This is a genomic window from Shewanella sp. SNU WT4 (assembly GCF_006494715.1).
Classification (GTDB): domain Bacteria; phylum Pseudomonadota; class Gammaproteobacteria; order Enterobacterales; family Shewanellaceae; genus Shewanella.
In genome coordinates this window covers 3,043,651-3,069,930 of record NZ_CP041151.1, presented here as the reverse complement: position 1 = coordinate 3,069,930, position 26,280 = coordinate 3,043,651, and the positions used below count along the sequence as shown (strand labels likewise).

At 43.6% G+C, this 26,280-nt stretch carries 26 protein-coding genes and 4 pseudogenes; 24 read left to right on the top strand and 6 right to left on the bottom strand.

The window, feature by feature from the left end; all coding sequences use genetic code 11:
* Positions 1–207 precede the first annotated feature (207 nt).
* Both FJQ87_RS13770 and FJQ87_RS13765 read left to right on the top strand, forming a co-directional pair.
* A pseudogene (locus FJQ87_RS13770) lies at positions 208–467 on the top strand (transposase); the annotation flags it as partial.
* Between the two features lie 348 nt (positions 468–815).
* Entirely contained in the window at positions 816–2,006 is a 1,191-nt protein-coding gene (locus FJQ87_RS13765; RefSeq protein WP_140933109.1) for a J domain-containing protein, read from the top strand.
* Positions 2,007–2,141: 135 nt separating this feature from the next.
* On the opposite strand, the pseudogene FJQ87_RS13760 reads toward FJQ87_RS13765, so the two are convergent.
* Positions 2,142–2,363 (bottom strand): annotated as a pseudogene (locus FJQ87_RS13760) (IS1634 family transposase); the annotation flags it as partial.
* Positions 2,364–2,486: 123 nt separating this feature from the next.
* Here FJQ87_RS13760 and FJQ87_RS13755 point away from each other — a divergent pair.
* Together FJQ87_RS13755 and FJQ87_RS13750 are read left to right on the top strand one after the other, a co-directional pair.
* A complete protein-coding gene (locus tag FJQ87_RS13755; RefSeq protein WP_140933108.1) occupies positions 2,487–2,756 on the top strand; it encodes a DUF1778 domain-containing protein in 270 nt (89 codons plus the stop codon).
* A complete protein-coding gene (locus FJQ87_RS13750) occupies positions 2,753–3,286 on the top strand; it encodes a GNAT family N-acetyltransferase (RefSeq protein ID WP_140933107.1) in 534 nt (177 codons plus the stop codon). Before FJQ87_RS13755 ends, FJQ87_RS13750 begins: the two co-directional genes overlap by 4 nt.
* A 200-nt stretch (positions 3,287–3,486) precedes the next feature.
* Here FJQ87_RS13750 and istB read toward each other — a convergent pair.
* Positions 3,487–3,774 (bottom strand): annotated as a pseudogene (istB, locus tag FJQ87_RS13740) (IS21-like element ISSba11 family helper ATPase IstB); the annotation flags it as partial.
* A gap of 93 nt (positions 3,775–3,867) precedes the next feature.
* Here istB and FJQ87_RS13735 point away from each other — a divergent pair.
* The 12 genes from FJQ87_RS13735 (at position 3,868) to FJQ87_RS13685 (ending at position 14,904) form a co-directional block, all read left to right on the top strand.
* Positions 3,868–4,140, top strand: a complete 273-nt coding sequence (locus FJQ87_RS13735; protein ID WP_140933106.1) for an IS66 family insertion sequence element accessory protein TnpB — start codon at positions 3,868–3,870, stop codon at positions 4,138–4,140.
* Positions 4,137–4,484, top strand: a complete 348-nt coding sequence (gene tnpB / locus FJQ87_RS13730; RefSeq protein WP_140933105.1) for an IS66 family insertion sequence element accessory protein TnpB — start codon at positions 4,137–4,139, stop codon at positions 4,482–4,484. The genes FJQ87_RS13735 and tnpB overlap by 4 nt, the downstream gene beginning before the upstream one ends.
* A 102-nt stretch (positions 4,485–4,586) precedes the next feature.
* Complete coding sequence (locus FJQ87_RS13725; RefSeq protein ID WP_140933104.1) at positions 4,587–6,023, top strand: IS66 family transposase; 1,437 nt, start codon at positions 4,587–4,589, stop codon at positions 6,021–6,023.
* 155 nt (positions 6,024–6,178) lie between these two features.
* The gene (locus FJQ87_RS13720) at positions 6,179–6,427 is read left to right on the top strand and encodes a type II toxin-antitoxin system Phd/YefM family antitoxin (RefSeq protein ID WP_140934129.1); all 249 of its coding nucleotides are present in this window, start codon (positions 6,179–6,181) and stop codon (positions 6,425–6,427) included.
* Positions 6,417–6,701 carry a type II toxin-antitoxin system RelE/ParE family toxin gene (locus FJQ87_RS13715; protein WP_140933103.1) on the top strand — a complete coding sequence of 95 codons (285 nt, stop codon included), beginning with the start codon at positions 6,417–6,419 and terminating at the stop codon, positions 6,699–6,701. Before FJQ87_RS13720 ends, FJQ87_RS13715 begins: the two co-directional genes overlap by 11 nt.
* 65 nt (positions 6,702–6,766) lie before the next feature.
* Positions 6,767–7,165: a nucleotidyltransferase domain-containing protein gene (locus FJQ87_RS18875; protein WP_240778737.1), complete on the top strand. Its 399-nt coding sequence runs from the start codon at positions 6,767–6,769 to the stop codon at positions 7,163–7,165.
* 15 nt (positions 7,166–7,180) lie between these two features.
* A complete protein-coding gene (locus FJQ87_RS18870) occupies positions 7,181–7,609 on the top strand; it encodes a DUF86 domain-containing protein (RefSeq protein ID WP_240778735.1) in 429 nt (142 codons plus the stop codon).
* Positions 7,610–7,865: 256 nt separating this feature from the next.
* Positions 7,866–8,945: a dTDP-glucose 4,6-dehydratase gene (rfbB, locus tag FJQ87_RS13705; RefSeq protein WP_140933102.1), complete on the top strand. Its 1,080-nt coding sequence runs from the start codon at positions 7,866–7,868 to the stop codon at positions 8,943–8,945.
* 141 nt (positions 8,946–9,086) lie between these two features.
* Positions 9,087–9,959: a glucose-1-phosphate thymidylyltransferase RfbA gene (gene rfbA / locus FJQ87_RS13700; RefSeq protein ID WP_140933101.1), complete on the top strand. Its 873-nt coding sequence runs from the start codon at positions 9,087–9,089 to the stop codon at positions 9,957–9,959.
* On the top strand, positions 9,946–10,851 hold the full coding sequence (rfbD, locus tag FJQ87_RS13695; RefSeq protein ID WP_346763952.1) for a dTDP-4-dehydrorhamnose reductase: 906 nt from the start codon (positions 9,946–9,948) through the stop codon (positions 10,849–10,851). The genes rfbA and rfbD overlap by 14 nt, the downstream gene beginning before the upstream one ends.
* A gap of 61 nt (positions 10,852–10,912) precedes the next feature.
* Positions 10,913–11,461 carry a dTDP-4-dehydrorhamnose 3,5-epimerase gene (rfbC, locus tag FJQ87_RS13690; RefSeq protein WP_140933100.1) on the top strand — a complete coding sequence of 183 codons (549 nt, stop codon included), beginning with the start codon at positions 10,913–10,915 and terminating at the stop codon, positions 11,459–11,461.
* 245 nt (positions 11,462–11,706) lie between these two features.
* Positions 11,707–14,904: a DEAD/DEAH box helicase gene (locus tag FJQ87_RS13685; RefSeq protein WP_140934127.1), complete on the top strand. Its 3,198-nt coding sequence runs from the start codon at positions 11,707–11,709 to the stop codon at positions 14,902–14,904.
* A gap of 133 nt (positions 14,905–15,037) precedes the next feature.
* Here FJQ87_RS13685 and FJQ87_RS13680 read toward each other — a convergent pair whose 3' ends face one another.
* Together FJQ87_RS13680 and FJQ87_RS13675 are read right to left on the bottom strand one after the other, a co-directional pair.
* Positions 15,038–15,631 (bottom strand): hypothetical protein, encoded by a 594-nt coding sequence (locus FJQ87_RS13680; protein WP_140933099.1) that lies wholly within the window; start codon positions 15,629–15,631, stop codon positions 15,038–15,040.
* Between the two features lie 419 nt (positions 15,632–16,050).
* A complete protein-coding gene (locus tag FJQ87_RS13675; RefSeq protein ID WP_206194401.1) occupies positions 16,051–17,259 on the bottom strand; it encodes an IS4-like element IS10A family transposase in 1,209 nt (402 codons plus the stop codon).
* Between the two features lie 470 nt (positions 17,260–17,729).
* On the opposite strand from FJQ87_RS13675, the gene FJQ87_RS13670 reads away from it, so the two are divergent.
* Positions 17,730–19,133 carry an EAL domain-containing protein gene (locus FJQ87_RS13670; RefSeq protein ID WP_168195200.1) on the top strand — a complete coding sequence of 468 codons (1,404 nt, stop codon included), beginning with the start codon at positions 17,730–17,732 and terminating at the stop codon, positions 19,131–19,133.
* A 168-nt stretch (positions 19,134–19,301) separates the two neighbouring features.
* On the opposite strand, the gene FJQ87_RS13665 is transcribed toward FJQ87_RS13670, so the two are convergent.
* Complete coding sequence (locus FJQ87_RS13665; protein WP_168195199.1) at positions 19,302–19,754, bottom strand: copper resistance protein NlpE; 453 nt, start codon at positions 19,752–19,754, stop codon at positions 19,302–19,304.
* 140 nt (positions 19,755–19,894) lie between these two features.
* Here FJQ87_RS13665 and FJQ87_RS13660 point away from each other — a divergent pair, with 140 nt between their 5' ends.
* From FJQ87_RS13660 to FJQ87_RS13630, 7 genes and pseudogenes are all read left to right on the top strand, one after another.
* Positions 19,895–20,641, top strand: coding sequence for a phosphatase (locus FJQ87_RS13660; protein WP_140933096.1), 747 nt, complete (start codon positions 19,895–19,897; stop codon positions 20,639–20,641).
* A gap of 130 nt (positions 20,642–20,771) precedes the next feature.
* Positions 20,772–21,617, top strand: a complete 846-nt coding sequence (gene cysQ / locus FJQ87_RS13655; protein WP_240778733.1) for a 3'(2'),5'-bisphosphate nucleotidase CysQ — start codon at positions 20,772–20,774, stop codon at positions 21,615–21,617.
* Between the two features lie 244 nt (positions 21,618–21,861).
* Positions 21,862–22,230 (top strand): annotated as a pseudogene (locus FJQ87_RS18865) (ROK family protein); the annotation flags it as partial.
* 207 nt (positions 22,231–22,437) lie between these two features.
* Positions 22,438–23,817, top strand: coding sequence for an RNA-guided endonuclease TnpB family protein (locus tag FJQ87_RS13645; RefSeq protein ID WP_140933094.1), 1,380 nt, complete (start codon positions 22,438–22,440; stop codon positions 23,815–23,817).
* Positions 23,818–23,912: 95 nt separating this feature from the next.
* Entirely contained in the window at positions 23,913–24,209 is a 297-nt protein-coding gene (locus FJQ87_RS13640; protein ID WP_276613144.1) for an ROK family protein, read from the top strand.
* 27 nt (positions 24,210–24,236) lie between these two features.
* Positions 24,237–25,016 (top strand): ElyC/SanA/YdcF family protein, encoded by a 780-nt coding sequence (locus tag FJQ87_RS13635; RefSeq protein ID WP_206194346.1) that lies wholly within the window; start codon positions 24,237–24,239, stop codon positions 25,014–25,016.
* On the top strand, positions 25,006–25,686 hold the full coding sequence (locus tag FJQ87_RS13630) for a DUF2982 domain-containing protein (RefSeq protein WP_140933092.1): 681 nt from the start codon (positions 25,006–25,008) through the stop codon (positions 25,684–25,686). The genes FJQ87_RS13635 and FJQ87_RS13630 overlap by 11 nt, the downstream gene beginning before the upstream one ends.
* A 104-nt stretch (positions 25,687–25,790) precedes the next feature.
* On the opposite strand, the gene FJQ87_RS13625 is transcribed toward FJQ87_RS13630, so the two are convergent.
* Positions 25,791–26,198 (bottom strand): polymer-forming cytoskeletal protein, encoded by a 408-nt coding sequence (locus tag FJQ87_RS13625; RefSeq protein WP_140933091.1) that lies wholly within the window; start codon positions 26,196–26,198, stop codon positions 25,791–25,793.
* Positions 26,199–26,280 lie beyond the last annotated feature (82 nt).

Sequence of the window (26,280 nt, the reverse complement as noted above, 5' to 3'; positions counted from 1 at the left end):
TTAATTTAATTTGTTTTTGTTAGTCAGCGCACATTCATCTAGATGTAACATAGAGGTCGCGATCACATCGAGATATTATCGTTGCGTATTCTGCTTGTTCCGAACACTTGTTCCGTAAGAGACTAGCGAATTACACCTTGCTTGTAATACTTCATGGACTTGAGGGAGGGGGGTCATAGACAGGAGCTTAAGAATTAACTCGATTATTTAGATGGCGCAGGATATCACCGCTCAACGAAGGTCAAAGAAATGGCTGCGTTGCTTATGATAGCGCTGCGTCATTTTCTGCCTTACAGCCCAAATCTGAACCCGATAGAGAGGCCGTGGAAGGTGATGAATGAGCATGCCAGAAATAGTGTTTATTTTAAAACTAAGCGCGACTTTAGGGCTGCTCTGACTCAATTTTTTAAAGAAAGACTGCCGAAAACAGGGGGATTTCGCGGATCAATGACAACAATTTTCAGATGTTAAAATCCGCATTTTCAAATCGATTAAGTAAAGGTGAAGGTCTGGGCAGAATTGGTGTAAAGAATGTTGTAGGATATTAGCTTGGCGCATCTTGTTATCCAAGTGTAGTTTTTGGCGAAACCATTTGCTCATGCAACAAGATGTGCTTCCACCCTAATTTGGTAATTTATTGGTAAATCGTCAGGGTTTCCTCTGTGCAAGGGACGTACGATGCTGAAGGTAGATTGCTTTAATTTGCAAGAGTGTAAAAGCTGTTATTGAACGTGCCGTCAACCGTCTACATTTTTAGCAAGTTTGGCGAGTTTATGCATTTTGGGTTGTAAACATTTCATCAGAAGAAAATATTTATGTCATTAATGAACATTATCAATCCTTCGGTTCCAAGTAAATCATGTAACCGTAGGGAAAAACTAGGAAAATTGTGGCAAGACTTCGAAAAAAAACAATTAAGGAATAAACGATATCGAACCAAATTAGAGCTTTTTTACCACGAGTTCACCTCGAAATTACTTGAAAAAGAGCAGCTAGTATGTGATGCCTCAGCCAAATGGGTGTGTCATTTATTGACTTTTGTGCCGCGTAAATCTATTAAGGGTCGTCAAAGAGAGGTGTTGCTAGAATGGATCGAAGAAGAATTAAGAATTATTGAATCGAATCCGTTTAACCCTATCAATACTAACGAAATACGCAATAACTTAACTAGCTTGCTTATTGCTTTTCAAACCACGTTGCCTAAGCAAGAGATAGGTCAGCACGAGCTTGATGCTTTTCGTGAAGAGTTAGAATCTATGCTTGGCTTTGATTTAGATATAGACAATGCGCAGCTGTATGAATTTATTGATGAACCGGCGAAGTTTCAGGCATTTTTTGAGCGAAAATTGGCTGAGCAGTACAATAAAGCTTCTGATGATGACGGCACTGAGAATGCGTTTGAACATGATGAGGATGATGATTTTATCTTTCAATCTACTCAACCAGAGCAAGCATTAAGCCTTGAGCTATTTGGCGATAAAACCATGACCAAATTGTATCGACAATTGGCGAATCAATTTCATCCTGATAAAGAGCTTGATCCCTCTAAAAGGGCGCTGAAAAAAGAGTTGATGCAGCAACTGTCTCAAGCCAAGAAAAGCAAGGATGCTGTAGCCTTGCTGATGTTGGCTCTTGAATATCTGCCAGAGTATAAACTTGAGGCCGATCCCGATATGATGAAACGTATTGAGGCTGCTTTGCAGGTTAAAATTGATATATTAAACCAAGATTATCAATCAATGCGGAGTGGCAATGATATAAAAAGTACTATTTGGCAACGTTTTGGTAGTGGTTCAAAAGCGTCACGTGCTAAGGAGTTAGCACATTATGGTGAATTGCTTACGATTGAAACTACAGAGTTACTTGCAAAAGTCACTAAGATTAAAACAGTACAAGCGATACAAAAGGAATTGAACCAACGTAACCAACTGGGGAGTTTCAACGACTTTTTTGATCTTGCTATGTTTAATGACGAAATTCTTGATGAATTTCGGCACTACAAATAGCGCGTGCAACAGTACCAGCCAAGCGTGCCTGAGCAAACGTCTAACGCCACTCAATCACGCTTTATACCCAATCAACTTGAAGATGCGGATTTTAACATCTGAAAATTGTCATTGATTCGACATTCCGCACCTGATTTAGGAATAAATTTGCTGGTAGCGCTCACCCAATACCTCCAAAATGACCTGCTGGTCGGCCGTTAGCCCTGTCACCTTAGGTGGAGCCTCTCCCAACTGGTACTCGTGCACCCCACCAAAGCGCAAAAAGATCCAGCGGGCGGTCGGCTTCTGAGTTGGCTTCTTTTTCATATCCGCCAGACTGCGGTTCTGCTCCACTAATCCTTGCCGGATACGGTGCTCCCTTACGTTTATGGCGGCGTTATATTCTCACTCGTTCCGTAAACTTTCCGTACAATTGAATGTGCTTTAAGTTTGGACTATAATCTCTCAGTTTGCGGAATGTATCCGTACGCAGGAGGGGTTATGGCAACGGCACGTTTAGATATCCGCCTTGATGAAGAAATCAAGGCAAAAGCCGAAAAAGCATCGGCTTTACTTGGTTTAAAAAGTCTCACTGAATATGTGGTGAGACTTATGGATGAAAATGCGACTCATGTTATTGAGGAGCATGAAAGTCTTATGGTTAAAGACAGTCTTTTTGACGAGTTTATGGTTGCGTGTAATAAAGTAAAAGCACCGAATCAAGCTTTGCTTGAAGCTGTTAAATTTACAGAAAAGAGCGGTATCAAGTGAGTTGGGGCAAAGAGTTTGTAGAATTTAGTAAATCAAAGCATGACCGCGACTCATTTGACTGTGGTGAGCAAGGGCTAAACACATTTATTAAAATTCAAGCTGCAAAGCACATGCAAGCAGGTATTAGCCGAACAATGGTTTTACCTAGTGCTCAACCACTGCTAAATAAAAAATTCGCTATTTGTGCATTTTATAGTGTTGCACCAAGTTCAATCAGTCGAGAAACTTTGCCGACACAACGAGTAAAAAAACTTCCTAGGTATCCAATACCTGTTTTTCTTTTGGCTCAATTAGCTGTGCACAAAGAGTTTCATGGCTCTGGGCTCGGAAAAGTTAGTCTAATTCGCGCGCTGAAGTACTTGTGGGAAGTGAATCATCACATGAGGGTATACGCAATTGTTGTGGACTGTCTGACAGATTCCGCTCAAGCGTTCTATACGAAGTTCGGCTTTGAAGTGTTATGCGAACATAATGGGCGTATTCGTATGTTCTTACCAATGAAAACGGTAGAACAGCTTTTTAATCAATAGGCTACGAATATAAAAACGGTTCAAGAGGGGCAGCCAACGCGTTGCATTTTTACTATGCGTTGGTTTTTGTGATTACGGTGTTATGCGGAAGCTTGGTAGTGGCGTTGGCTGCCCCTTAACCGAGCGTTAGAAGAATTCGTAATCGGAGAGTAGTGTGCTTCCTATAGCGCGTCAATTAGCTTGGCCGGTTGAGACTCGGTTTAATTTAGTTTGTTTTGGGCTTCTTTTCGCCTGTAGCTTTCTCCTTTGCATTGCAAAATTTTCGCGTGGTGGATCAGCCTATCGATTGCCCCTACGGTCATCACTGTGTTACTGAATAACTTATCCCAATCTTCGAATGATTGGTTTGAGGTTATTATTAGGCTATATCTTTCATAACGATGCGCGATAAGCTCGAACAAGACGCTAGTTTCTTCTGTACTTTTTTGCACGTAGCCTAGATCGTCTAAGATTAACACTGCAAATCTGTCCAATTTGACTAGGGCTTCTGGCCATCTCAGCGTAAGCGTCTAGGCAAAGGCACATACCTTTCACCCTGCGACTGATTTATGTTGTTCCCAAGTTTTATTTGGAGACACATAATGAAAACCTTTCGTGATCAGCTGCAGTGGCAAGAGCTCATTCTTGCGCAGCAACAAAGTGGCTTAAATATCAGCACTTATTGGCGTAAACACAAATTATCGACATCTAGCTTTTATGCTTACAAAAAGCGCTTTGCACCGACTGAGAGCGCGTTTCTGTGTGCCAACATTTCACAACGCAAAGTCACCGACCATAAAGTGACCCAACTGCATTTACCTCACTCAACCTCGCCGAGTTTTCTCGCACAATTATTGCGAGAACTCTCCTCATGAAAATGTTTATCGAACCGCCTGCCATTTATTTGCATCGTGATGCTGTGGATTTTCGTAAATCCATCGATGGCCTCGTGACCATTGTTGAAGCTGAATTAGCACATGATGCCTATACTGGCGCACTATTTGTGTTTTGTAATAAAGCTAAAAATAAGCTCAAATTGCTGTATTGGGATAAAACGGGGTTTGCTCTTTGGTATAAACGGCTAGAAAAGCAAAGATTTAAATGGCCCTGTAACGTTGACCATCAAGCTTACTGCTTAACTGAGCAGGAGCTCTCATGGTTGTTATCAGGCTTTGATGTGATTGGACATGAGTCACTACACTATCAGTCTTTTCGTTAAATCAATACGATCTTTTTACAGTGAAGGATCGTTGACAGCAAACGTGACACAGATTAGTCGTTAACCCCTTATTCGGCTTGCTATTTCTGATAGATTGCAGGCATGAAAACCTTACCTCATGAATTACCTGACGACCCCGCACAACTCAAGCAAATGCTGCTTGAGTTGCAGCAAGCATTGGCAGAAAAAGAAGCCCTGATTGCTGAGCAAAGTGCGCAAATCCATGAGTTATTAGCCCAATACAACGCGAGGTTGGCGAGAGAGTTTGCCAAAAAATCAGAAAAGCTGCCAGGCGCGGGAGAAGTCTTTAATGAGGTTGAAGCCGAGTTAGCTACAATGCCAGTCGATATTGATGATGCCAACAAATACTGCGACTGTTGCCAAGACCCATTACATCAAATGGGGCAAAGTGAAAGTGAAACACTGGAATTCGTTCCCGCCCACATTAACGTCATTAAAACCCTTCGGCCAAAATATGCTTGCCGCCAATGTGAGCAGCAAGGTATCGAAACGGTAATTAAAAACGCTCCGATGCCAGCGACGCCTATCCCCAAAAGTATGGCCACGCCGATTTTACTCAGCCATATCATCACCTGTAAGTATCAGTTTGGACTGCCTTTATATCGTCAAGAAACCTTGTTTGCGGAAATAGGTGTTGCGCTCAATCGTAAGACCATGTCGAGTTGGATGGTACGTTGCGCCGATTTGCTTGAGCCTTTGTATCAAAGGCTGAAAGTCAGTTTACTGGAGCAAGACATTATCCATGCTGATGAGACCCCGCTTAAGGTATTGAAAGCAGATAAACTGACTAGCTACATGTGGCTATACTGCTGCGGTGACGATTCCCCCAAGGGCAACACCAACATTGTGCTATATGACTATCATAACAGCCGTGCAGGCCAATGTGCCGTTGACTTTCTTGAGGGATTCTCAGGTTTTCTGCAAATGGACTGCTATCAAGCGTATGCTCAAACTGATGCAACACTGGTCGCGTGTTTGGCGCATATTCGTCGAAAGTTTATCGAGGCTAAAGGGAATAATAAGAAAGCAGGCAAAGCAGATGTGGCACTGAACCTTATCGGTAAACTTTACGGTATTGAGCAACAAATTAAAGGTAAATCTGCTGGCGAGAAATATGTGATACGTCAGCAAAAATCCAAAATCATCATAAATGAACTTCATCAATGGCTGTTACAGCGTCAAGATAAAATCCCACCGAAAATGGCGTTGGGTAAAGCTATCCAATACGGACTGAATCAATTTGAAAAATTCAGGCGTTACTTAGATGACGGCCGCCTTAGCATAGATAACAATCGTGCTGAAAGAGCAATAAAACCCTTTGTGATAGGTCGCAAGGCGTGGCTATTTTCAAATACGCCACGGGGAGCCCGCGCCAGTGCAATTCTTTACAGTCTAATCGAAACCGCAAAAACCAACGACCTTATCGTGCACGAATATATTGCCAAGTGCTTGCAAAGTTTGGCATGCAATCCAAGTGAGGTTGATTCATTACTGCCGTGGAATATCAAACAAAGATAAATTGCTAGGTGTCTTTGGCTAGACGCTTACAACAGTTTTCACTACGATTGCAAATAAGCAATAGCAATAATGACTGGTTAAAAGGGCTTTATTGCGGTCTTTTTTTTGGTGATCTACAATAGGTCAATTAAATGGTCATTGTTTGAGGTGTTATGATGATACGTCCAATTCTTGCAGATAATGCAACGAGCATCAGCGAGCTAAAGAAAAATCCAATGGCGGTAGTCGAGGGTGCCGATGGTTTTCCTGTTGCTGTTTTGAATAGAAATCAGCCAGCTTTTTATTGCGTCCCTGCCGAGGCATATGAGCTGTTAATGGACAAGCTGGAAGATATTGAATTAGCTCAGTTGGTTCGCGAGCGTCAGCATTCAGATGAGGTCGAGGTTTCTTTGAATGACTTATAAGCTGGTATTTAAGGTTGAAGCCGAGAAAGAGTGGAAAAAGCTAGACCCAACAATCAAAGTAAAGTTTAAAAAAAGAGTATTAGAGAGGCTTGATAATCCACATGTGCCATCATCCAAGCTAAGTGGAATGCAAAATTGCTACAAAATCAAGCTGCGTAGTGCTGGTTATCGCTTAGTTTATGAAGTTAGAGATGAGCAAATTATTGTATCAGTTGTATCTGTGGGTAAGCGGGAGCGTAATGAAGTATTTAAGAATGCAATAAAGCGTATTTAATCTACCCTGTTAAGTCCGACTCAGGATTGGTACACTTACGACATCTCCACGCTAAAGCCTAACCCATGACTATCGAACAGAGCCAGCACTTCCAACAACTAAAAGCCTTAGCCGTAAACCAGTCAGAGGTGGCAGTATTATGGCTGTATGGTTCGCAGGCGAAAGGAAATGCTAGCGAACATAGCGATTGGGATTTAGCCGTTGCTTTCGATCCGGTGAAAGCAGACAGTGTGCTTGATACTCGTATTAGACCTGAGTTGCTCGCTATGGATTGGCAAAGGGCACTGGGGCTCGCAGAAGGCAAGCTGTCAGTGGTCGATATCAATCTTGCTCCTATCCCTCTTGCCTTCGGGATCATTAATGCAAACACACTTATCTTTAGTCGAGATGATGGTCGAAGAATGCAAGAAGAGTCTCGCATTATGTCGCAAATGGAACTCGATTATTCCGCCCAAAGCCAATAAGGGGACGGTTGTATTATGCCGGATAATGCCTATATTACCTCATTGCGTTTAAGCCTTAGCTGCTATCAAGCTGAGCTTGAAGAATTGCGTCAATTACTTAGTCAGCGTGCTTTATCTAATCTTGAATATCGTGCTGCAGAGCGGACGTTACAGGTATCAATTGAAGCCTGTATCGGTATTGCGAAACATTGGGCTAAGGCACTTGCTGGACATAGTCCGCAGGATGCCTATCAAGCATTTGAGATCTTGTGTCAACGAGGGGCACAACCGCCTGATGAATTGAATGGTTGGCGTAAAGTGATAGGACTTCGTAATGCACTCGTTCATGATTATTTAAATATCGACCCTGAAATAATCCGCAGTGTCATAGCTCAAGGTTATAGCGATAAACTATTTGTTTTTGCAGAGCAGGGGCTCGGGTGGTTATCGCGGCACAGTGGTTAAAGATTATGCTAGCCAGTGGCGCCCGCATGGATCTGGATTAATTAACCATTCACTCAGTGCACTCTGTGGCCATTGGCGTGGGGGCTAGGGGCTAATACGGCGCGCTTATCCTTATAAGCCTTCATATCAGATTTACCATAGGTCGTGAGTCAGCCACTCGGATGACGGCGAGGTGTTACTGTGACATAGCAAATGATAAACTGTCGCGACATGCTCCCTTGATATCCTGCGTTCGCATTTTATTGTCAGGTTAACTATGAAATTTTTGGTCACCGGTGGCGCGGGGTTTATTGGCTCTGCCGTCGTTAGGCATATTATCCACAATACCCAAGATAGCGTCATTAATCTTGATAAACTGACGTATGCTGGCAATCTTGAATCGCTAATCAGTGTTGATAACAATCCCCGGTACGCGTTTGAGCAGGTTGATATTGCTAACCGAGCTGAGCTAGATAGGGTGTTTACCCTGCATCAACCTGATGTCGTAATGCATTTGGCAGCAGAGTCGCATGTTGATCGCTCCATTAGCGGCCCTAATGATTTCATTCAGACAAATATAGTTGGCACTTACACGTTATTAGAAGCCGCGCGCCACTATTGGCGAGAGCTTGACGTTAAACGCCAAGCTATGTTTCGTTTCCATCATATTTCGACCGATGAAGTGTATGGGGATCTGCCTCATCCTAACGACTCGGCCACTGAGCTGCCGCTCTTTACTGAAACCACGTCTTACGCACCCAGCAGCCCATATTCTGCATCTAAAGCCGCGAGTGATCACTTAGTGCGGGCTTGGCAACGCACTTATGGTTTACCGACAATCGTCAGCAACTGCTCTAATAACTATGGCCCTTATCATTTTCCTGAGAAGCTCATCCCTGTGGTGATATTGAATGCGCTCGCAGGTAAGCCGTTACCTATTTATGGTAAAGGTGATCAAATTCGTGACTGGTTATTTGTCGACGATCATGCGCGGGCACTGTATAAAGTCGCCACCGAAGGGGTTGTGGGCGAAACCTATAATATTGGCGGCCATAATGAGAAAGCTAACATTGAGGTGGTGCAAACCATTTGTCGCTTGCTCGAAGAGTTGGCACCGACCAAACCCGCCGGTTTTAACCAGTATCTTGACCTCATCACTTATGTGGGCGATCGCCCCGGGCATGATGTTCGCTATGCGATTGATGCATCTAAGATTGAACGTGAGTTAGGCTGGAAGCCAGTAGAAAGCTTTGATAGCGGTATTCGTAAAACCGTTGAATGGTATCTCAGTAACCATCAATGGTGCTCGCGAGTATTAGATGGCTCATACTCTCGACAGCCTGGTGGCGCTAACTAATGGTTTTTGTCTAACAGCAAGCTTTAGGGCCTGACATTTAAGGCACCTTTGCGGCAAATGCTTCGAGCTTAGAACCTAACACTTAAAAACTAAAACCTAAAATTTAACACTAAAATCGAGTAATTTTGAATTGAGTAATCTATGAAAGGTATTGTCTTAGCTGGTGGCTCAGGAACGCGCCTTTACCCATTAACTCGGGGGGTCTCTAAACAGCTGTTGCCCGTCTATGATAAACCGATGATTTATTACCCATTATCAACATTAATGTTGGCGGGTATTCGTGACATTTTAGTCATCACCACTCCTGAAGATAATGCCAGTTTCCAACGATTATTAGGCGATGGTAGCGAGTTTGGGATCCGTCTTGAGTATGCTGTGCAGCCAAGTCCGGATGGAATTGCACAAGCCTTGATTATTGCTGAAGATTTTATTGGCCAAGACAATGTGTGTTTAATTTTGGGGGATAATATTTTCTTCGGTCAATCATTTAGTGTCACCCTTCGTAACGCCGTTAATAAACGCCACGGGGCGACCATATTTGGTTATCAAGTGAAAGATCCTGAGCGATTTGGGGTGGTGCAATTTGATCTCAATATGAACGCGCTATCCATTGAAGAAAAACCGGCCGTTCCCCAATCCAATTATGCGGTTACCGGGCTCTACTTTTTTGATAGTCGCGCCATTGATTTCGCTAAGTCACTCACCCCATCAGCAAGGAATGAGCTTGAAATTACAGAGCTAAATCAGTTGTATTTGCATGATAACAGTCTAACAGTCGAACTGTTAGGTCGAGGGTTTGCTTGGCTCGATACTGGCACTCATCAAAGCCTGCATCAAGCTTCCAGTTTTGTGCAAACCATAGAAAGCGTTCAAGGATTAAAAGTGGCTTGCCTTGAAGAAATCGCTTGGCGCAATGGCTGGTTGACGGATGAGCAAGTGCTAACACTCGCGCAGCCGATGCTGAAGAATGAATACGGTCAGTATTTAACGCGCTTAGTGCATGAGCATAAATAAAGGTTGTGAATTGATGCGTGTATTAATCACTGGATGTCAGGGGCAAATCGGTTGTTACCTCACCGAGCAACTGAAATCCAGTCACAACCATACGGTATTTGCGCTGGCTCGCAATGACCTTGATATTACGGATAGAGGTGCGGTCAACGCTGTGGTGGCTGAGTTTAGGCCGATCATCATTATTAATGCGGCGGCCTATACAGCGGTTGATCAAGCTGAAGTTGAGCGTGAGTTGGCTTATGCGGTGAATCGCGATGGTGCCAAATTCCTAGCTGAAGCCGCGCAGCAGGTCGGTGCGGCAATCCTACACATTTCAACGGATTATGTGTTTGATGGCAGTAAGGATGGTGAATATCTCGACACTGATGTCACCATGCCACTAAGTGTCTATGGTGCCAGTAAACTGGCCGGAGAGCAGGCAGTCGCGCAAGCCTGCACTAAACATATCATTCTGCGAACGTCTTGGGCGTTTGGAATTTATGGCCATAATTTTGTTAAAACCATGCTGCGGCTAGGCGCCAGTCGAGACAGCGTAAGTATTGTTGATGATCAGTTTGGTGGCCCCACGTATGCGGGGGATATTGCTCAGGTGCTAATTAGCATGGCCATGCGGATAGCCAAAGGTGATGCCGTCGAATATGGGGTGTATCATTATTCAGGTATGCCCTATGTAAGCTGGTACGAATTTGCCGCAATAGTGCTTGATGCCGCCTATGCTCAAGGGGTTATCACAGTAAAGCCTCATCTTGAGCGCCTTAACAGCGCACAATACCCGACATTAGCGCAGCGGCCTAAGAACTCACGATTAGATAGCACTAACATACGCACTCACTTCGGCATTGAGCCTAGTGATTGGCTGGTGGCGTTGCAAAGCCTAGAGCGCTATGTGTGAACAATAATTGGCATGGCAAGTGTGTGTGCAAAGAGCCCTTAATGATGAAATACGATTAACGATGAAGATTATTAATACCCGCATTCCAGAGGTGAAAATCATTGAGCCTAAGGTGTTCAGTGATGATCGTGGTTTTTTTATGGAAACATGGAATCAAGCTAAGTTTGAACAAGCCGTGACAGGTAAGCCTTGTCACTTTGTGCAAGATAATCACTCGCGCTCGTGCCAAGGTGTTCTTCGGGGATTGCATTATCAAACAGAGCACAGCCAAGGCAAGTTAGTCAGAGTGATTGCGGGTGAAGTGTTTGATGTTGCTGTCGATTTACGCCAATCATCCCCCACTTTTGGCCTGTGGGTTGGCGTTATTATTTCAGCTGACAATGGCCGCCAGCTGTGGATCCCACCAGGGTTTGCCCATGGCTTCTATGTTCTTAGCCCGCAGGCAGAATGCGTGTATAAGTGCACTGACTATTACCATCCGCAATCTGAGCAGTGTATTGTGTGGAATGACCCAGAGGTAAAGATTGAGTGGCCGTTAGTGGCTGAACCTTTGTTATCTGAAAAAGACTTAGATGGTGTGAGTTTTACTGCCGCCATAAAATTCTCTTAAAATCCATGAAATGCTAAGCCAATCAATTGTGACCATTTTAAGCTCAACAATTACGATGATTTATTAGACCTTTCGGCGTGGTATTTTGGTTAATGCAGTCAATCTGCCTGTTACTGTTGGTGTTTTAGCTGGTGTTTTGTGCGTCTACCACTAAATCCGCGGTAATTTCTGGTATTTGAAAACATAAGTCAGTAGCATTAATCCTATTTGTTAGTGTTTTATCCAGGTGTCCCTTGTTTACTGCCATGCATACTGCTACTCAAACTTCGCCCGCGTTTCCGATTACCGTCGCTCAGCTTAATGGTGCGTTTTCGCCGCAATCCATTGTTAAGGCGTACGAATATGTGCGCTTAGGCAAGGTGGTTGAATGCGTTGCTAATAACGATTTCAGTAATATCACTGGCATAGTCTCTGGCAGTCATCATTCTTCTTATGAGCAGGAAATTTCTCTATATCGCTCAGCCAATAAACCCATCATTAATGGTTACTGCTCTTGCCCTGTCGCTCATAATTGTAAACATGTCGCTGCGATTATTATTCAGTTAATTCAGCACAGTGCACCGCAAAATGTGGTGAAAACTAGCCCGTTAGATCACTGGTTAAAGCAATTAAGCAGCGATGATGTCGATGCAATTGAGCGCGGCCATGAGCTATCAAAAGAGCTCATTTTTGTATTGGGCACAGATAAGCTTGGCGCTTATGTTGAGCTGCGTCATACCAAAATTGGCAAAAAAGGCGTGTTAGGTAAGGGCACTAAGATAACCCTCACAGATTTTAAAAGTGCACTGCCATATTGGTTAACTAAAGCGGATAAACAATTAGTGCAATGGTTGCAGTCAGCGGCCACTCATACAGGCCGTTTACCACTTGAAGGCGAACTTGGGCAATTTATCTTACCCAAATTGATTGCGACTCAAAGATTGTTCTGGGAAAACTGCCGCGAGCCTCTTGCCTTATGTGCGCCAGCTAAGTTAGTGACCCAATGGCAAATGCTTGATAATCAAGATTATCAGTTGCAATTAGTGTTGGATGCGAGCGAGTCTTGGGAGCTGATTGCCACAGAGCCGCCTATTTATATGGATCTTAATCGTAATCAGTTAGGCCTAATCACGACCCCAATAAATGGCGAATTGTTGCTAAAGCTGCTGCATATGCCAAGTGTGGCTACTAACAAGATGACAGAGGTTGGCTTAGCATTAAGCCGCTATGTCCCGCTCCCTAGCCTAAATTTGCCGGTCAAAATCAAGTTGACTGAGATTACATGCGCTGTGCGCCCCCGCTTAACTTTTACCTCGGTAACCAATCTCGATGGCAGCTTGCACCCCGTCGCTAAGCTTGATTTTATCTATGGCACTTATGCTGTTAGTTACCCCGCAAAAGCAGAAGCTATAACTTTGATCTCTAAAGGCAAGAGTCACGCCAATATTCATCGCCAACTCACGGCAGAACATGAATATCTGCAGCAAGTGCTGGCGCTTGGATTTAGGGAGAACACACATTTTCACACTAAAGAAGTGAATTTCAGTTTAGGTGAGTTGCCAAAGTCTACTGAGCCTTGGCTTGCGATTATTGATAACCAAGTGCCTGAATTAATTGAGGCTGGTTTTGAAGTGGTGACCAGTGATGAGTTCAGCTTAAACCTGTATTCACCAACGCTGCAATTGCAAATAGAAGAACCCACCAATGATTGGTTTTCACTGGCGTTAAGTGCCGATATTAATGGCGCTGAACTGGATCTTATTCCACTCATCAAGCAATGGGTCAATCAATACGGTGAGCCTAAAGATAACCAGACGTTAGTGCTAGAAACCCGTGAAGGCGAGCGTCTCCAAGTGGCGGCTAAGCAAGTGAAACCGCTGATTAATATTATGCTGGAGTTTTTGCATAAGTCAGATGAGCAAGTGAGCTTACCTATTAGTCGGGTGAACGTGCTTAATTCATTACCGCTTGAAAATGTCCAAGTTAATTACAGTGAGCGCCTTGGCGACCTAATGACTAAGCTCAGCACCTTTTCAGAAATTGAAACAGTGGAGCCGCCACTAGGCTTACAAGCAGAACTGCGCGATTATCAGTGCGCTGGCTTAAATTGGCTGTGTTTTTTAAAGCAGTACGGCTTTGGCGGCATTTTGGCTGATGATATGGGGCTAGGTAAAACCTTGCAAACGCTGGCGTTTATTTATCGCGAGCAGCAACTAAGCCCTGCTAATAAGACTTTAATTGTGTGCCCAACCAGTTTGCTGGGTAATTGGCAACGTGAAGCCGCGCGCTTTACGCCGGATTTACAAGTGCTAGTCCTGCATGGCACTAAACGCAAAGCTCAGTTTGAAAATCTGGAAGATGCCGATGTCATCATTACCAGTTATCCATTAATTCAGCGTGATAGCGATTTTTACCTCAAGCAAAAATTTGATTTATTAGTGTTAGATGAAGCGCAGCATATTAAGAATGCCAAAGCTAAAGTCACGCAGTTGTTAGCAGCTATGACGGCCACTATGAAGTTGTGTCTATCTGGCACGCCGATGGAAAATCACCTAGGTGAACTTAAATCCTTAATGGACTTTGTGCTGCCAGGGTTACTGGGTGACTCTAAGAGCTTTAATCAATACTTTAAACAAGCCATTGAAAAAGATGGCGACACTCAAAGGGCGCAGCAATTAGGCCAGCGTATTGCTCCCTTTTTATTGCGTCGCACTAAACAGCAAGTCGCCAGTGAATTACCTGAAAAAACCGAGATAGTTTGTTACTTAGCGCTTGAGAAAGATCAACGTAACTTATATGAAAGCATACGTGTGTTGATGGAAAAGCGCGTTAGATTGCTGTTTGCTGAAAAGGGCATGGCTAAGAGTCATATTGAAGTCCTCGATGCCTTGCTTAAATTGCGTCAAGCCTGCTGTGACCCAAGATTAGTCAAGCTTGAGCAAGCGCAGCAGGTGCACTCTAATGCTAAGTTGGCTTGGCTGCAGCAGCACTTGCCAGAAATGATAGAAGAAGGGCGTAAGATTCTTATCTTTAGTCAATTTACCAGCATGCTTGATCATATTGAAGACTGGTTACATGTGGCTGATATTCGCTATAGCAAGCTCACTGGCAAAACTAAACTCAGACAAGATGAGATAGATAAATTTCAAATGGGCGACAGCTCAGTATTTCTTATTAGCTTAAAGGCGGGTGGCACAGGGTTAAATTTAACCGCTGCCGATACTGTGATTCATTTTGATCCTTGGTGGAATCCTGCCGCTGAGCGCCAAGCCACAGATAGAGCCCATCGCATGGGCCAAGAAAAACCTGTGTTTGTGTATAAATTAATTGCTGAAGATACCGTTGAAGAGAAAATCCAGTTAATGCAAAGCCAAAAACAAGGGCTCGCCGATAGCATATTGACCGAAGATAATTTAGGGCTGTGGCAAGGCGATCGCAGTGATTTATTGGCCTTGTTCAATTAATGGTAAGTGATAGGGTGCGCATATCGGCAATATGCTGATGGTTAATTGCAAAAGGTTACATATTTTTTGCTGGATTAATCAATATTTAGTATGTCTGGAATTCTAAATTTTTAATGTTTAAGTTAGACAGATATTACTGGCACAAGTGCTCTAAAATAAAAATCTCTTCATTTTTTAATTTATCTATAGTTGGTGAAGTGAGTTCTTGAATACGAATGTTTGAATATGCTGCGCAAGCTGTTTGTTTATTGTTTTGTACTTGAGTGGATAGTGCTGATAATTGTTGTCGGTATTTCGATATGGCACTAATATTTTTTTCAGTTCCGCATGTTTCATTGGCCATTTGTTTGAGTTGATGAATTATTATTGACGAATCAGATGCGATAAATAGGGCCTCTTTAGGATGGTTCCCATATGAAACTTTTTTAATGTCCTTATGGCGTTGCAAAGCTAGATTATTGATCGCTGTTTCAAAAGGTTCCCAGCATTTTGTTTGATCGTTGTTGGTCATGACACTTGCTTTTTGATTGTTGTTAATGTGTTTTTGTAGGCTGTAATAACTTGCGAAAAAACGTGTGATTTCATCACCGGACAATACTTTGTCGAGAGCATTAATATTATGTTTTAAATCTTGTTCTTGAACGTTATTAATTTTACTGGAAGAGTTTGGGAATGAACTGCATGCATTTGTTAATATTGTCAACATTAAAAGTATATGTAATTTCATTTAAGGCTCTAGTAAATTATAGGAGGTGGGTATGCTGATGCTCGACAATATACACCTTGACGTAAACCAATCAAATATCAGCATCAATTATTTAAACCTTTATCACAAAGTTGGCTTTTGTAAATGGCTGTGGATTTACTATTTTAAAAACCACCACATCAATTTAATTCATGATAAAAGTCAAATTTAAGTCCCGTTTTTTTAATTATTCAGATCTTGCAATCTAGTTGTAAATGATGAGTTTTTAGCGCTACTTTTAACTTGAAATGTAATTAAATGTGGTGCTAGAGTTATTGTCTCGATAAAGTTCAGGTGCTAAGAAGTCAACTTCTGATTATTTTCTGTGGATTTTTGTGAGAAGATGTAAAAACTTTGTTGATGCTGACCAATTAAGCGACATCGGGGACTGAAGGATCCCCTCATAAATCGGCCATAGCATAGCCATATTTGAGTAACTGATTGGCGAATAATACCCACGCCGCCAGCAATTCTTTCTCCGTGATTTGATAATCAGGCCGCCTGAGTACCTCCAATCCCAAGCGAATCGTTGAGAGTACCGTTCGATGCCCAATGGTATTGGCCTGAAAATGCTTATCCCAGCCCTGTTGCTGTGCATGTAAACCAACTAGCCACAACAGGCATTGAACCATTAACGCAATCAGTAGGATGATGTCGAATCGCTCTGGACTGTTGGTACGACTTTGGCGTAAGCCAAAGCCGTATGCCGGGCTTTTGAGGTCACGAAAGGTTTCCTCTATTTGCATACGTTTGGCGTACAGGTTTACCAGCTGTTTTGGGCTCCGAGATCCTGGTGGTAAGTTGCTGGCTAACACCCAAGGTTCTCTCGCCGCTGTTGAGTACGTTTTTGCTGATGGATGGTGGCAATTCGTCCTGGTTGAACGCTGATTTGTACGGCCCTTAGGTTTGCTACGATACAGCGAGAGATGGCAATTGATAGGGTTAGTTTTGGTCAAGGTCTTACAACCCAGGCTCTTCGCTTGACCGTTGGCCAAGTCATGTGTACTGCGCACTGCACGCCAATTTTCGGCACCAATATCTGCAAATTGAACTGTACCGCGAATACGGCTTAGCCAAAACCAACCATGTGCCTCAACCTCTTTGTACCAAGGCACTTTGAACCCCGCGTCAGTCACGATGAGAGGGGTAACATGCAAAGGTAAAATCTTGGCTAAGTCCGCTAAAAAACCGTTGTGGGCGGCCTTAGAGCATTGTTCTGATAGGGGATAGGATTTCTCATATAGGGTAATAGAGCGGCCATTGAAGGCTATTGAGGCTCGCAGGGCCATGATGCGTTTATGCTCTCGGATATCTGACCAATCGACGAGCACAATCGGCATAGGGTTACCAGAACAGATAAGGCTGGCATGCCATTGGTAGACCGCTAACCGCTCTTGATGCAGATGCGTGTTGCCGAGCAAACGATCAATGCGCTTGATGTTGTGCTTGGTTCGAGCCGTGGTTGGTAAATTTCGACCTAACTCAGTCAAGGTCAGTGTCTTACATTCAATCAGTGCCTTAGAGGCCAGCATCAAACTGTTTAATCGTTTTAGGTGAAGTTCTGGGCAGTATTGGTGTAAAGAATGTTGTAGGATATTGGCTTCGCGCATCTTGTTGTCCAAGTGTAGTTTTTGACGAAACCATTTGATCATGCAACAAGATGCGCTTCCACCCTAATTTGATGATTTATTTGTAAATTATCAGGGGATTCCTCAGCATCGGGGACCCATTGATGGCTATATTCGTGCAGCTCTGTTATCATGTTAAAGATTATCATTCTTAACCCGCTAAACAATGAATGACTAATGTATGGCTGCGATTTAAAATTCTAACATAGTATTAAGTGATGCGCGCAACGGTAATTATTTAAAATACAACCGTTGAGTGGATACGTTTTTATTTTTTTGTTGGCATTAACTATGAATGTATTTGCAGTTTCGATTTTTCTTATGTTTATACTAAAAAGTAAATTATGATGCAATTTCAGTCTCACTTTCAAAAAAACAGTATTTTATCACTGGTTGTCGGAGTGTCGCTCATAACGTTACTAGGTGTATCGTTATTTCTTAGCAAATACACTTTGACACAATTGTTGCTGAATAAAGCGGAACAGTTGGATTTGTTTTACGAACAATATATGCAAAAAGCATACATTCAAATAAAAACTCTTGCTGATGAACTGACGACTGTAAATACTGAATACTGTAGCAGCGAATTGGTCGATTTTTTGAAAGAAAAAGTATTTGAAAGAGATGAGTATTACATACCAGTTGTTTACATCAAAAGCCGACAACAATATTGTTCTGCTCTAGGCGTAGTATCTAAACCTGAAAACGTTAGCGAAGTAGCTAGTTATGTCAAAGGTGTTACCTTATACCAACTCAAAGATCTTCACAATAGAACCACTCTTTACGTTGGGGTAGATGGTAAAGGCATTTCAGTGCTTAGACGTTTGACATTAAGTTCACGATTTAGATCGTTACTTGACAGTAGTTGGCACCTGTCTAGTACAGTTGTGTCGGTGGGTTACAATCGTTGGTTTTCTCTGGGACAGACTAGGGATGTTGGCCAAACTGTCAACGTTGATAATGATACTACCCCATTATCATTCACCTTAAGTTCGAGTCGGTTGGTTCAAAATTATCTCTGGTTATTTTATTTTATTTTGCTACTAGGCATATCATCGTTCCTTGCTTGGGTCGGTTTTCAAACCCGAGACAAGTTTATCTCTGCATATTGGCAATATCGATTCTCAAAGGCATTGAAAAATGAAGAGTTCAAACTAGAGTACCAGCCAGTCATTGATAGTCGTACATCTGAGGTTGTGGGGGTTGAAGCTTTTCTACGTTGGCATCATCACGGGCGTGAAATTCCTACTATTGAATTCATTCATCATCTCGAAAAAAGCCCTACGATGATCCCTGTGACCTTGTGGGTATTAGAACGTATGTTTATAGAGTTGAAATCATTATTAGTATCGAGGCAATTACCTTGGTGTAGCATTAATATCAGCGTTAAAGATATTGAATCAGGCTTAGTGCTAAACTTACTCGAAAAATGGCACCATCAGGATTACCCATTGGAAAGCATAGCCTTTGAGCTGACAGAGCGCTTGCCCATCACCGATTGGCCACAAACTCAAGCCTTTGTAGCTGCTTGTCAATTTTATGGGTGTAAGGTCAAACTTGATGATGTTGGCACTGGTTATGGCAGTCATCTGTATTTGCAGAAACTGCCTCTGAATACGATTAAAATTGATCAAGCATTTGTCCGTTTATTAGGTACTGCCGATAGTAAAGAGTCGCTTGTGGCTACTTATGTTGATATTGCTAGGGATATGAATGCTGGTGTAATAGCTGAAGGAGTTGAAACAGCAGAGCAGGTTCGTATTTTACAATCATTAGGTATTTATGTACATCAAGGCTGGTATTATGCGCGGTCAATGAGTGCTGATGAACTAAGGTCTTTTATCTTAACCCGCTAGTGATTATTGCATTAACCGACTATCTAGCCTGTAAATTAACTTAATGACTAAAAGGCAAATTGATAATGACACAGAGAGATGAACTACTCTGTGTCATTATAATATTTAGCTAAGAGCTAATTTTTAAAGCTTATGTTAACCATTTGGCTTAGACGACTAATCATTAGTCTAAGGCGTCAGTTTTTTCAGCTCATAAAAGCTCGCTAAATCCCCGGTCACTTGCTTGGCGTCATTATTTAGCATCAATAAGCGGTTTTCGCCTACAAGATACTGATTGCCATTGGCAAGCTTGATGATATTACCCGCCGCATTCCAACTAAATTCACCTTTCTCACTAAATGGCTCGGTATTACTGCCTAAGTAAGTTGCGTTGATAACATATTGGTCATTGGCGTTAAGAGTTATTATGGTCTTAATGCCTTCGCAGCTGGCACAAGGTAGGGTGCCTGAATATTGTCCTGGCCAGTCGAGAGCAGTTTTACTACTGTCGGCTTGAACCTTGGGTGGTGGCGTGCTGGTTTCGGTGACGCTGACGGGCGCTTCTTTAGGTTGGCATCCCAACAGGATGAAACCTAAACCCACAGCAATCGCTAAGTGCTGATATCTACTCGCGTTAATCATGAGAGGTCTCCTTAACATAACCGCACTTATCTTGGACTCATCGCTATAAAAATACTAGCGTTTTAGTGGGCTTAATCGCATTAATTATCGTCAGTTACATAGTATATTGGGAGAGATTCTAGCTGAACCAAGGATGTTCTATGCAGTACCCTGTTGATATTCACAGCCATACCATAGCGTCAACTCATGCCTATTCCACTATCCAAGAATATATTGCCAGCGCTAAACATAAGGGCATGAAGTTATTTGCCACCACAGATCATGGGCCTGCCATGGCTGATGCGCCCCATTATTGGCACTTCGTTAATTTACGCGTGTTGCCGCGCATTCATCAAGGTGTGGGGATTTTGCGAGGTATCGAGGCCAATATTAAAAACACTGAAGGTGAGATTGATTTTGGCGCTGACCACCTCAAAAAACTAGATATTATCTTGGCGGGACTGCATGAGCCAGTATTTACGCCGCAAAATAAACTCATTCATACCAAGGCATTAATTGCGGCTATGGCAAGCGGTCAAGTGGATGTGATTACTCACCCAGGTAACCCTGTGTACCCCATAGATATAGTGGAAGTGGTAAAAGCTGCGGTAGAATTTAATGTGGCGCTTGAGATTAACAACTCGTCTTTTCTGGCGTCAAGGCGCGGCAGTAAAGCCAACTGCTTAGTATTAGCCGAGAGTGCCAGAGACTTAGGCGCTACCTTAGTGATGGGCTCGGACGCGCACTTAGCCTTGGCTCTTGGTGGCTTAACCGCAAGTCGCGCCTTATTAGATGCAGTAAACTTCCCCGAAGAGCGCTTACTTAATCGCAGCGTTAATGCCATCTTGGACTTTTTAGAGGCTCGTGGGCATCAACATTTACAAGACTTTGCTTCATTACGCGAATAACAGTAAGGCGTAATCTTAAACTCACGCCACTTAGGCTATTTAGTCGCGGCTAATGATAATTTGTTATCAATAAATCAAACGGATAATGGCATAATCTTAGCCACTTATTCACCAGATGATGGCAAGTGATATGATAGATAAAGCCTTTTTGTTGCAGTTAGTTGATTTAGCCAAAAGCGCAGGTGAGCGCATCATGGCGCATTATCACAGCCATGATGTGCAACTTGTCAGTAAAGCCGATAATTCGCCATTAACGGCCGCCGATCTCGCCAGTCATGAGTACTTGATGACTGGCCTCAATGACCTTTTGCCGCAATTGCCGATTATTTCTGAAGAATCTAGCCTTTCTAATTGGAAAGAACGTCAATCTTGGCCTGCCTATTTTTTAATTGACCCCCTTGATGGCACTAAGGAATTCATTAAAAAAAATGGTGAATTTACGGTCAATATTGCCTTAATCATTGCGGGGTATGCCCATGCTGGCGTAGTGTACGCACCGGCGTTAGGTCAGTGCTACTTTGGCGCCAAAGGCCTTGGGGCTTGGAAGCAAACCGGAGAAGACCCAGCATTATCTTTACTTGCACTGGCTAGTGATAACCCCGCTCATGGTCAATATGCCTCCGATCAAGCATTAGCTATTGCAGGGCGTCCGCCGATTATTGTTGGCAGTCGCTCGCACCCGAGCCCAGATTTTGAAACCTTTATTGCTCAATACTCTGAGCATCAAATCCTTGCGGTCGGCAGTTCCTTAAAATTTTGTTTACTAGCCGAAGGTAGTGCTGATATTTATCCGCGCCTTGGACCTACGAGTGAATGGGATACGGCCGCGGCGCAAGCCGTGCTTGAAGCGGCTGGCGGACAAGTGTTAGTGAAAGATACCTTGCAGAGCCTGCGCTATAACCAGAAAGAGAGTATTCGCAATCCAGAGTTTATTGCTTTTGGGCCGCAGTGGCTGGCAAGACATTCCGCTAAATAAAGCAGCTAAATGCAGCGGCTAAATAAAGTCAGCTAAATAAGCCCAAGTGAATGACATACTAATGCCTAAGGTGAACACATATGCTGCCCTCGTCAGTGATTTAGTTGCTGAGTTTGCGGGTGAATTAGGCAGTAAGTTTGTTAGTGGCAATGACAGTAACAGTGACAATGGCAAGAATAGTGATAGTGGCCAAGGCGCTATCGATCTCAGCCATCAGCCACTCACAATAAGCGCTGATACCGGCATAGGCATAGGTATTCCTGGCACTGTGTCTCACCTTACGGGTCTGATTAAAAATGCCAATTCTACTTGGCTTAATGGCCAAGGTCTGCAGCAAGATTTACAAGCGCTTATCAAGCGGCCGGTGCGTGTAGCCAATGATGCCAATTGCTTTGCCTTATCAGAAGCCATTGACGGGGCAGGGCAAGGGGAAAAGGTCGTGTTTGGCGTCATTCTCGGCACGGGCTGCGGCGCAGGGCTAGTCATCAATGGGCAAGTGCACTTAGGTAACAATGGCCTTGGCGGTGAATGGGGTCATAATCCGCTGCCGTGGTTAACACCGGCTGAGTTTCAGCAGCGCGCTTGTTACTGCGGCCGTTATGATTGCATTGAACATGTTGCCCGCGCAATCTCGCTCGTTTACGGGCGAGTCTAGCGGGTGGTAACTTCTCTAGAATTTTTTCAAGGACTTGGACGTTCTAATCGCCTTTTCGCTAGAAGGCGTATTCTGGTTTTCTATGTACTGCTTAACAACATCAAGAATTGACAACTGTAAGCGCAGTGTCATAGCCTGAGTTCAGAAAGCAACAAAGGAAACGCAATGCTCACTGGCATTAAGCTACGCGCTAACCCTACATCAGACCAAAAGCTGGTATTAAGCCAGTGGATGGGCTGTGCGCGTAGTATATGGAATGCCAAAGTTGATGAGGAAAGGTACTACAGGACGTTTGCTCGTAAGTATTACCCGATTGGTACTTACGCGCCGATTGATCAGAAAGCTTCTCAATTCAAGTCAAAAGAGTTAACGCCGTGGCTGTATAAATGCCCTAGCCAGATTATCCGTAACAGTGCGGTTAGCTGGTATCAAACTTACCAGAAGTTCATGAAAGGCGGGTGTGGGAGACCTAAGCGCAAGTCTAAGGCTGATCGTGGCAGCATCCATTTAACTCGCGAGGTGTTCCGTTTCGACCGTTGCGAAGATGGAAACCTGCGTCTATTCATCGGCACAAAAACAAATAATATTGGTTACTTATCCTTTAAAGCGCATAACAAGTTCGAGATCCCGAACTCGCTGTATGTGCGCAAAGAGCGTGGTCAATACTATGTGTCTTTCTGCTATGAGAATGGCAAAGACGAGTCGGAGCTATCTAGCAATTCTGAGCATCTAGCATTTCTGCAAGGCTCAACAAAAGAGTATCTGGAAGAACACACGATCGGCGTAGATCGTGGTATTGCAATTTCTGTTCATGCTGGATCAATGACGTTCGATTTCTACGATAATCAGAAAAAGAACATGACCAAAGCAGAACGCTATATTAAACGACTGCAACGTAAACTGGCACGTCAGCAAAAAGGCTCAAGCCGTCGCAACAAAACTAAGTATCGGATTGCTACTCACCATGCTAAAAAAGCGAATATCCGCAATGATTTTGCGCACAAGACAAGCCGCTCGCTTGTCGATAGCAAAGCAAAGGTTATTGTTTTCGAGGCACTAAGTACCTCACGCATGACGCACAAGCCAAAGGCAAAGCAAAACGAGCAAGGCCGCTATCTGCCAAATAAAGCCAAACAAAAAGCCGGACTAAACAAGTCCATCCTAAATGTTGGCTGGCACATGATAGAAACCTACACCAAATACAAAGCTTACCAAGCGGGTAAAGCTGTATTCAAAATTCCCGCCCCGTATACCAGTCAGGAGTGTGCTAAGTGCGACCACACTCACCCCGACAACCGTAAATCACAAGAACTCTTTGTGTGCGGCAAATGTGGCAATACTGACAATGCAGATAACAACGCATCACTGGTCATTAAGAAACGGGCAATTAACCTAATTTTAGACACTGGAACGGTGTTGTCTGATGATGGGGTTCTAAGAACCAAGTCAGATAGTGGACGTGGAGGCAATCGTAAGACTAGCCGAGCCAACAACTCGACTAGCAGTGTCCAACGAAGCGTCAAAAAAGAAAAGTTAGCAGCTTAGGCTGTTGTCTTGGAAGCTCGCTGCTTTAGCTGCGAGTAGTTCACACCTTTATTTCTGGCACTGGCTTTAGTTAGGATTATTTTGTAACGACTGGATTGCGCCTTACTGGGCCTGAAATTATCGCCCGTATGCGGTTACAAGAGTCTGATGCATTAGCGGTTTTTCAGCGATATTGTGATAGGCTATGCCGCGCTTTAGCTCATGTAGTTAATGTATTGGATCCAGATATTATTGTGCTGGGTGGCGGCATGTCAGATATTGCTGAATTATACCCATATGCCAATGCGCATTTAGCTTCCCAAGTGTTTGGGCGAGAATGTAATACCAAGATAGTGCCGAACCAGCATGGCAATGCATCAGGCGTTAGAGGTGCTGCTTGGTTATGGCCATAACTAGAAAATAGCTTAGGAAAATTAGGGATGTTTACGCTTAAAAAAATCATTAGTCAGTTAATCATGCCTATTCCATTAACCTTATTATTGCTGTGCTTGTTAGCTTGGCTACTGCGCCGCAATAAAGCGTCATGGCGCTTGCCCTTAGGACTCGCGATTGGCTTGCTAGTGTTTGTTAGTAGCCAGGGCGGCAGCCGTTTATTAGTTGAGCCATTAGAGCAGCAGTACCCTTATCAACAGCAAGCTATTACTGACTCTTGCGTGGTGATGGTGCTGGGCAGTGGTCATGATGACAGTTTGCCTGTCACCGCGCTGCAGCAATTATCACCCACCGCCTTAATGCGCTTAAATGAAGGCTTACATCAAACCAGATTAGGTAAAGATTGCCTGTTAATTACCAGTGGTTTTGCGGGCGATGATAATCAAAAGCCGCATAGCGATGTGATGGCGGCAGCTGCCATTGAATTAGGTTTCTCGAAAGGGCGGATCATTAGCTTGCCACTGGCCAAAGACACCATAGAAGAAGCGCAGCATTTACGCTGGGAAATCGGTGACGCGCCATTTAGGCTAGTGACTTCGGCAACACATATGCCGCGAGCCATGGCAATTTTTGAGAGGCAAGGCACTCATCCGGTAGCGGCGCCAGCGGATTACTATGGCCGCGGCGGGCGCTGGTGGGTGTTAAGCGCGGATAACTTACTCGATTCACAGCGCGCAATTCATGAATATGTCGGTAAAAGTTGGTGGTGGTTAAAATCGCACTGGCAAAATGACAATGCAACCAAGGAGCTGACTCATGCTGACTAATGTCTGTCTTCGTCCTCAAATTAAGCGTAATGCCATTACCATGAGTGTGGCGGGGGGCGTGCTATTTACGCTCGGACTTATGCTTTTTTTACTGCTGCCTCAATGGTTTGGGCCTGCTTTGGTACTGTTTACGTTAGGGGTATTAGGGCTAGTGATAGGTGTTACTAAATGGCGGGAGCCTGACATTAGCCTTGAGCTAACAAGTGAAGGCTTGACCTTTTATCATCGCCGCGGCTCAGTATTTATTGCCTGGTCGAATGTGCAGCGCCTTGATACCTTGAGGGTGGAGCAAGATTTTAACCAAGTAGAACTGCCTTATCTTGGCATTAAGCTTAAACACTTAAATCCTGTGCTTGATAATATTTCGCCGCGGCTCGCTACCGGCTTGTTAACCGAGCAGCGGCCGTTACTCATGACAGCTGCCACCCAAGATGAAGATTTGAATGATTATGAGCACCAAATGGCACTTGAGTTTACGCCGTTAGTCTTGGGCGCTGAGCACTATAGCGGAGTGTTAGCCATGTTTGGCCACAGAGCGCAAAAGCTAAATCAAATCTTGGGTTATCACTTGTATATTCCGGCCGATAGCTTTGATCGCTCACTGCCTGAGGCTAAGCAGTTACTGCGACAATTTCAGCAAGCGCATATCAGCCAGGAAATACTTAAGTAAAAGATGTCTAAGTAGGATATTTAACAAAGGGAGTTAAGCGCAATCGATGTGCGCTGCAGCCTAGCTACCTCAACGATAGCTATGGCTGTGAGGGGCATTTACGCTTAAGCGGCAGATAATTCTTGCAGTTTTTTAAGCTTCTCATCATCAAACAACTGAGTGCCTTCTAATAAGTTAACGGTTTCTTTAATTCTCATGCCAATAAATTGGCCGCCTTCATGAATTTCCATCTGATTACTCGCCACTTCGCCCTCTAAGGTGCCAGTGCTCATAATGATGACTTTTTCGCAGCTTAATTGGCCTATAAAGTGACCGGCAATACGCATTTCATAACACTGCGCCTGTCCTTGGATAGTGCCTTCATGTTCTATGGTAATTTGGCCTTGAGAAATCACTTGCCCTTTAAGTTGGCCACCGATTAAGGCATCGCCAGCAAATTCAGTGTCACCGCTAATACAAGTGCTTTTGGCAATATAAGTTAACTCAGAAGTGGATTTATTACGTTTGAACATAGATTTATAACCATTATCGACAGGAGCGCGGATGTTACCTTGTCTGTGCTGGCTTTAAAACCATAAATAATTGACTGTGGCG

Bases quoted from the DNA above. Each gene is read 5' to 3' on its own strand.
- FJQ87_RS13765 (WP_140933109.1), top strand. From the start codon at position 816: ATGTCATTAATGAACATTATCAATCCTTCGGTTCCAAGTAAATCATGT.
- FJQ87_RS13755 (WP_140933108.1), top strand. From the start codon at position 2,487: ATGGCAACGGCACGTTTAGATATCCGCCTTGATGAAGAAATCAAGGCA.
- FJQ87_RS13735 (WP_140933106.1), top strand. From the start codon at position 3,868: ATGAAAACCTTTCGTGATCAGCTGCAGTGGCAAGAGCTCATTCTTGCG.
- tnpB (WP_140933105.1), top strand. From the start codon at position 4,137: ATGAAAATGTTTATCGAACCGCCTGCCATTTATTTGCATCGTGATGCT.
- FJQ87_RS13725 (WP_140933104.1), top strand. From the start codon at position 4,587: ATGAAAACCTTACCTCATGAATTACCTGACGACCCCGCACAACTCAAG.
- FJQ87_RS13720 (WP_140934129.1), top strand. From the start codon at position 6,179: ATGATACGTCCAATTCTTGCAGATAATGCAACGAGCATCAGCGAGCTA.
- FJQ87_RS13715 (WP_140933103.1), top strand. From the start codon at position 6,417: ATGACTTATAAGCTGGTATTTAAGGTTGAAGCCGAGAAAGAGTGGAAA.
- FJQ87_RS18875 (WP_240778737.1), top strand. From the start codon at position 6,767: ATGACTATCGAACAGAGCCAGCACTTCCAACAACTAAAAGCCTTAGCC.
- FJQ87_RS18870 (WP_240778735.1), top strand. From the start codon at position 7,181: ATGCCGGATAATGCCTATATTACCTCATTGCGTTTAAGCCTTAGCTGC.
- rfbB (WP_140933102.1), top strand. From the start codon at position 7,866: ATGAAATTTTTGGTCACCGGTGGCGCGGGGTTTATTGGCTCTGCCGTC.
- rfbA (WP_140933101.1), top strand. From the start codon at position 9,087: ATGAAAGGTATTGTCTTAGCTGGTGGCTCAGGAACGCGCCTTTACCCA.
- rfbD (WP_346763952.1), top strand. From the start codon at position 9,946: ATGAGCATAAATAAAGGTTGTGAATTGATGCGTGTATTAATCACTGGA.
- rfbC (WP_140933100.1), top strand. From the start codon at position 10,913: ATGAAGATTATTAATACCCGCATTCCAGAGGTGAAAATCATTGAGCCT.
- FJQ87_RS13685 (WP_140934127.1), top strand. From the start codon at position 11,707: ATGCATACTGCTACTCAAACTTCGCCCGCGTTTCCGATTACCGTCGCT.
- FJQ87_RS13680 (WP_140933099.1), bottom strand. From the start codon at position 15,631: ATGAAATTACATATACTTTTAATGTTGACAATATTAACAAATGCATGC.
- FJQ87_RS13675 (WP_206194401.1), bottom strand. From the start codon at position 17,259: ATGCGCGAAGCCAATATCCTACAACATTCTTTACACCAATACTGCCCA.
- FJQ87_RS13665 (WP_168195199.1), bottom strand. From the start codon at position 19,754: ATGATTAACGCGAGTAGATATCAGCACTTAGCGATTGCTGTGGGTTTA.
- FJQ87_RS13660 (WP_140933096.1), top strand. From the start codon at position 19,895: ATGCAGTACCCTGTTGATATTCACAGCCATACCATAGCGTCAACTCAT.
- cysQ (WP_240778733.1), top strand. From the start codon at position 20,772: ATGATAGATAAAGCCTTTTTGTTGCAGTTAGTTGATTTAGCCAAAAGC.
- FJQ87_RS13645 (WP_140933094.1), top strand. From the start codon at position 22,438: ATGCTCACTGGCATTAAGCTACGCGCTAACCCTACATCAGACCAAAAG.
- FJQ87_RS13635 (WP_206194346.1), top strand. From the start codon at position 24,237: ATGTTTACGCTTAAAAAAATCATTAGTCAGTTAATCATGCCTATTCCA.
- FJQ87_RS13630 (WP_140933092.1), top strand. From the start codon at position 25,006: ATGCTGACTAATGTCTGTCTTCGTCCTCAAATTAAGCGTAATGCCATT.
- FJQ87_RS13625 (WP_140933091.1), bottom strand. From the start codon at position 26,198: ATGTTCAAACGTAATAAATCCACTTCTGAGTTAACTTATATTGCCAAA.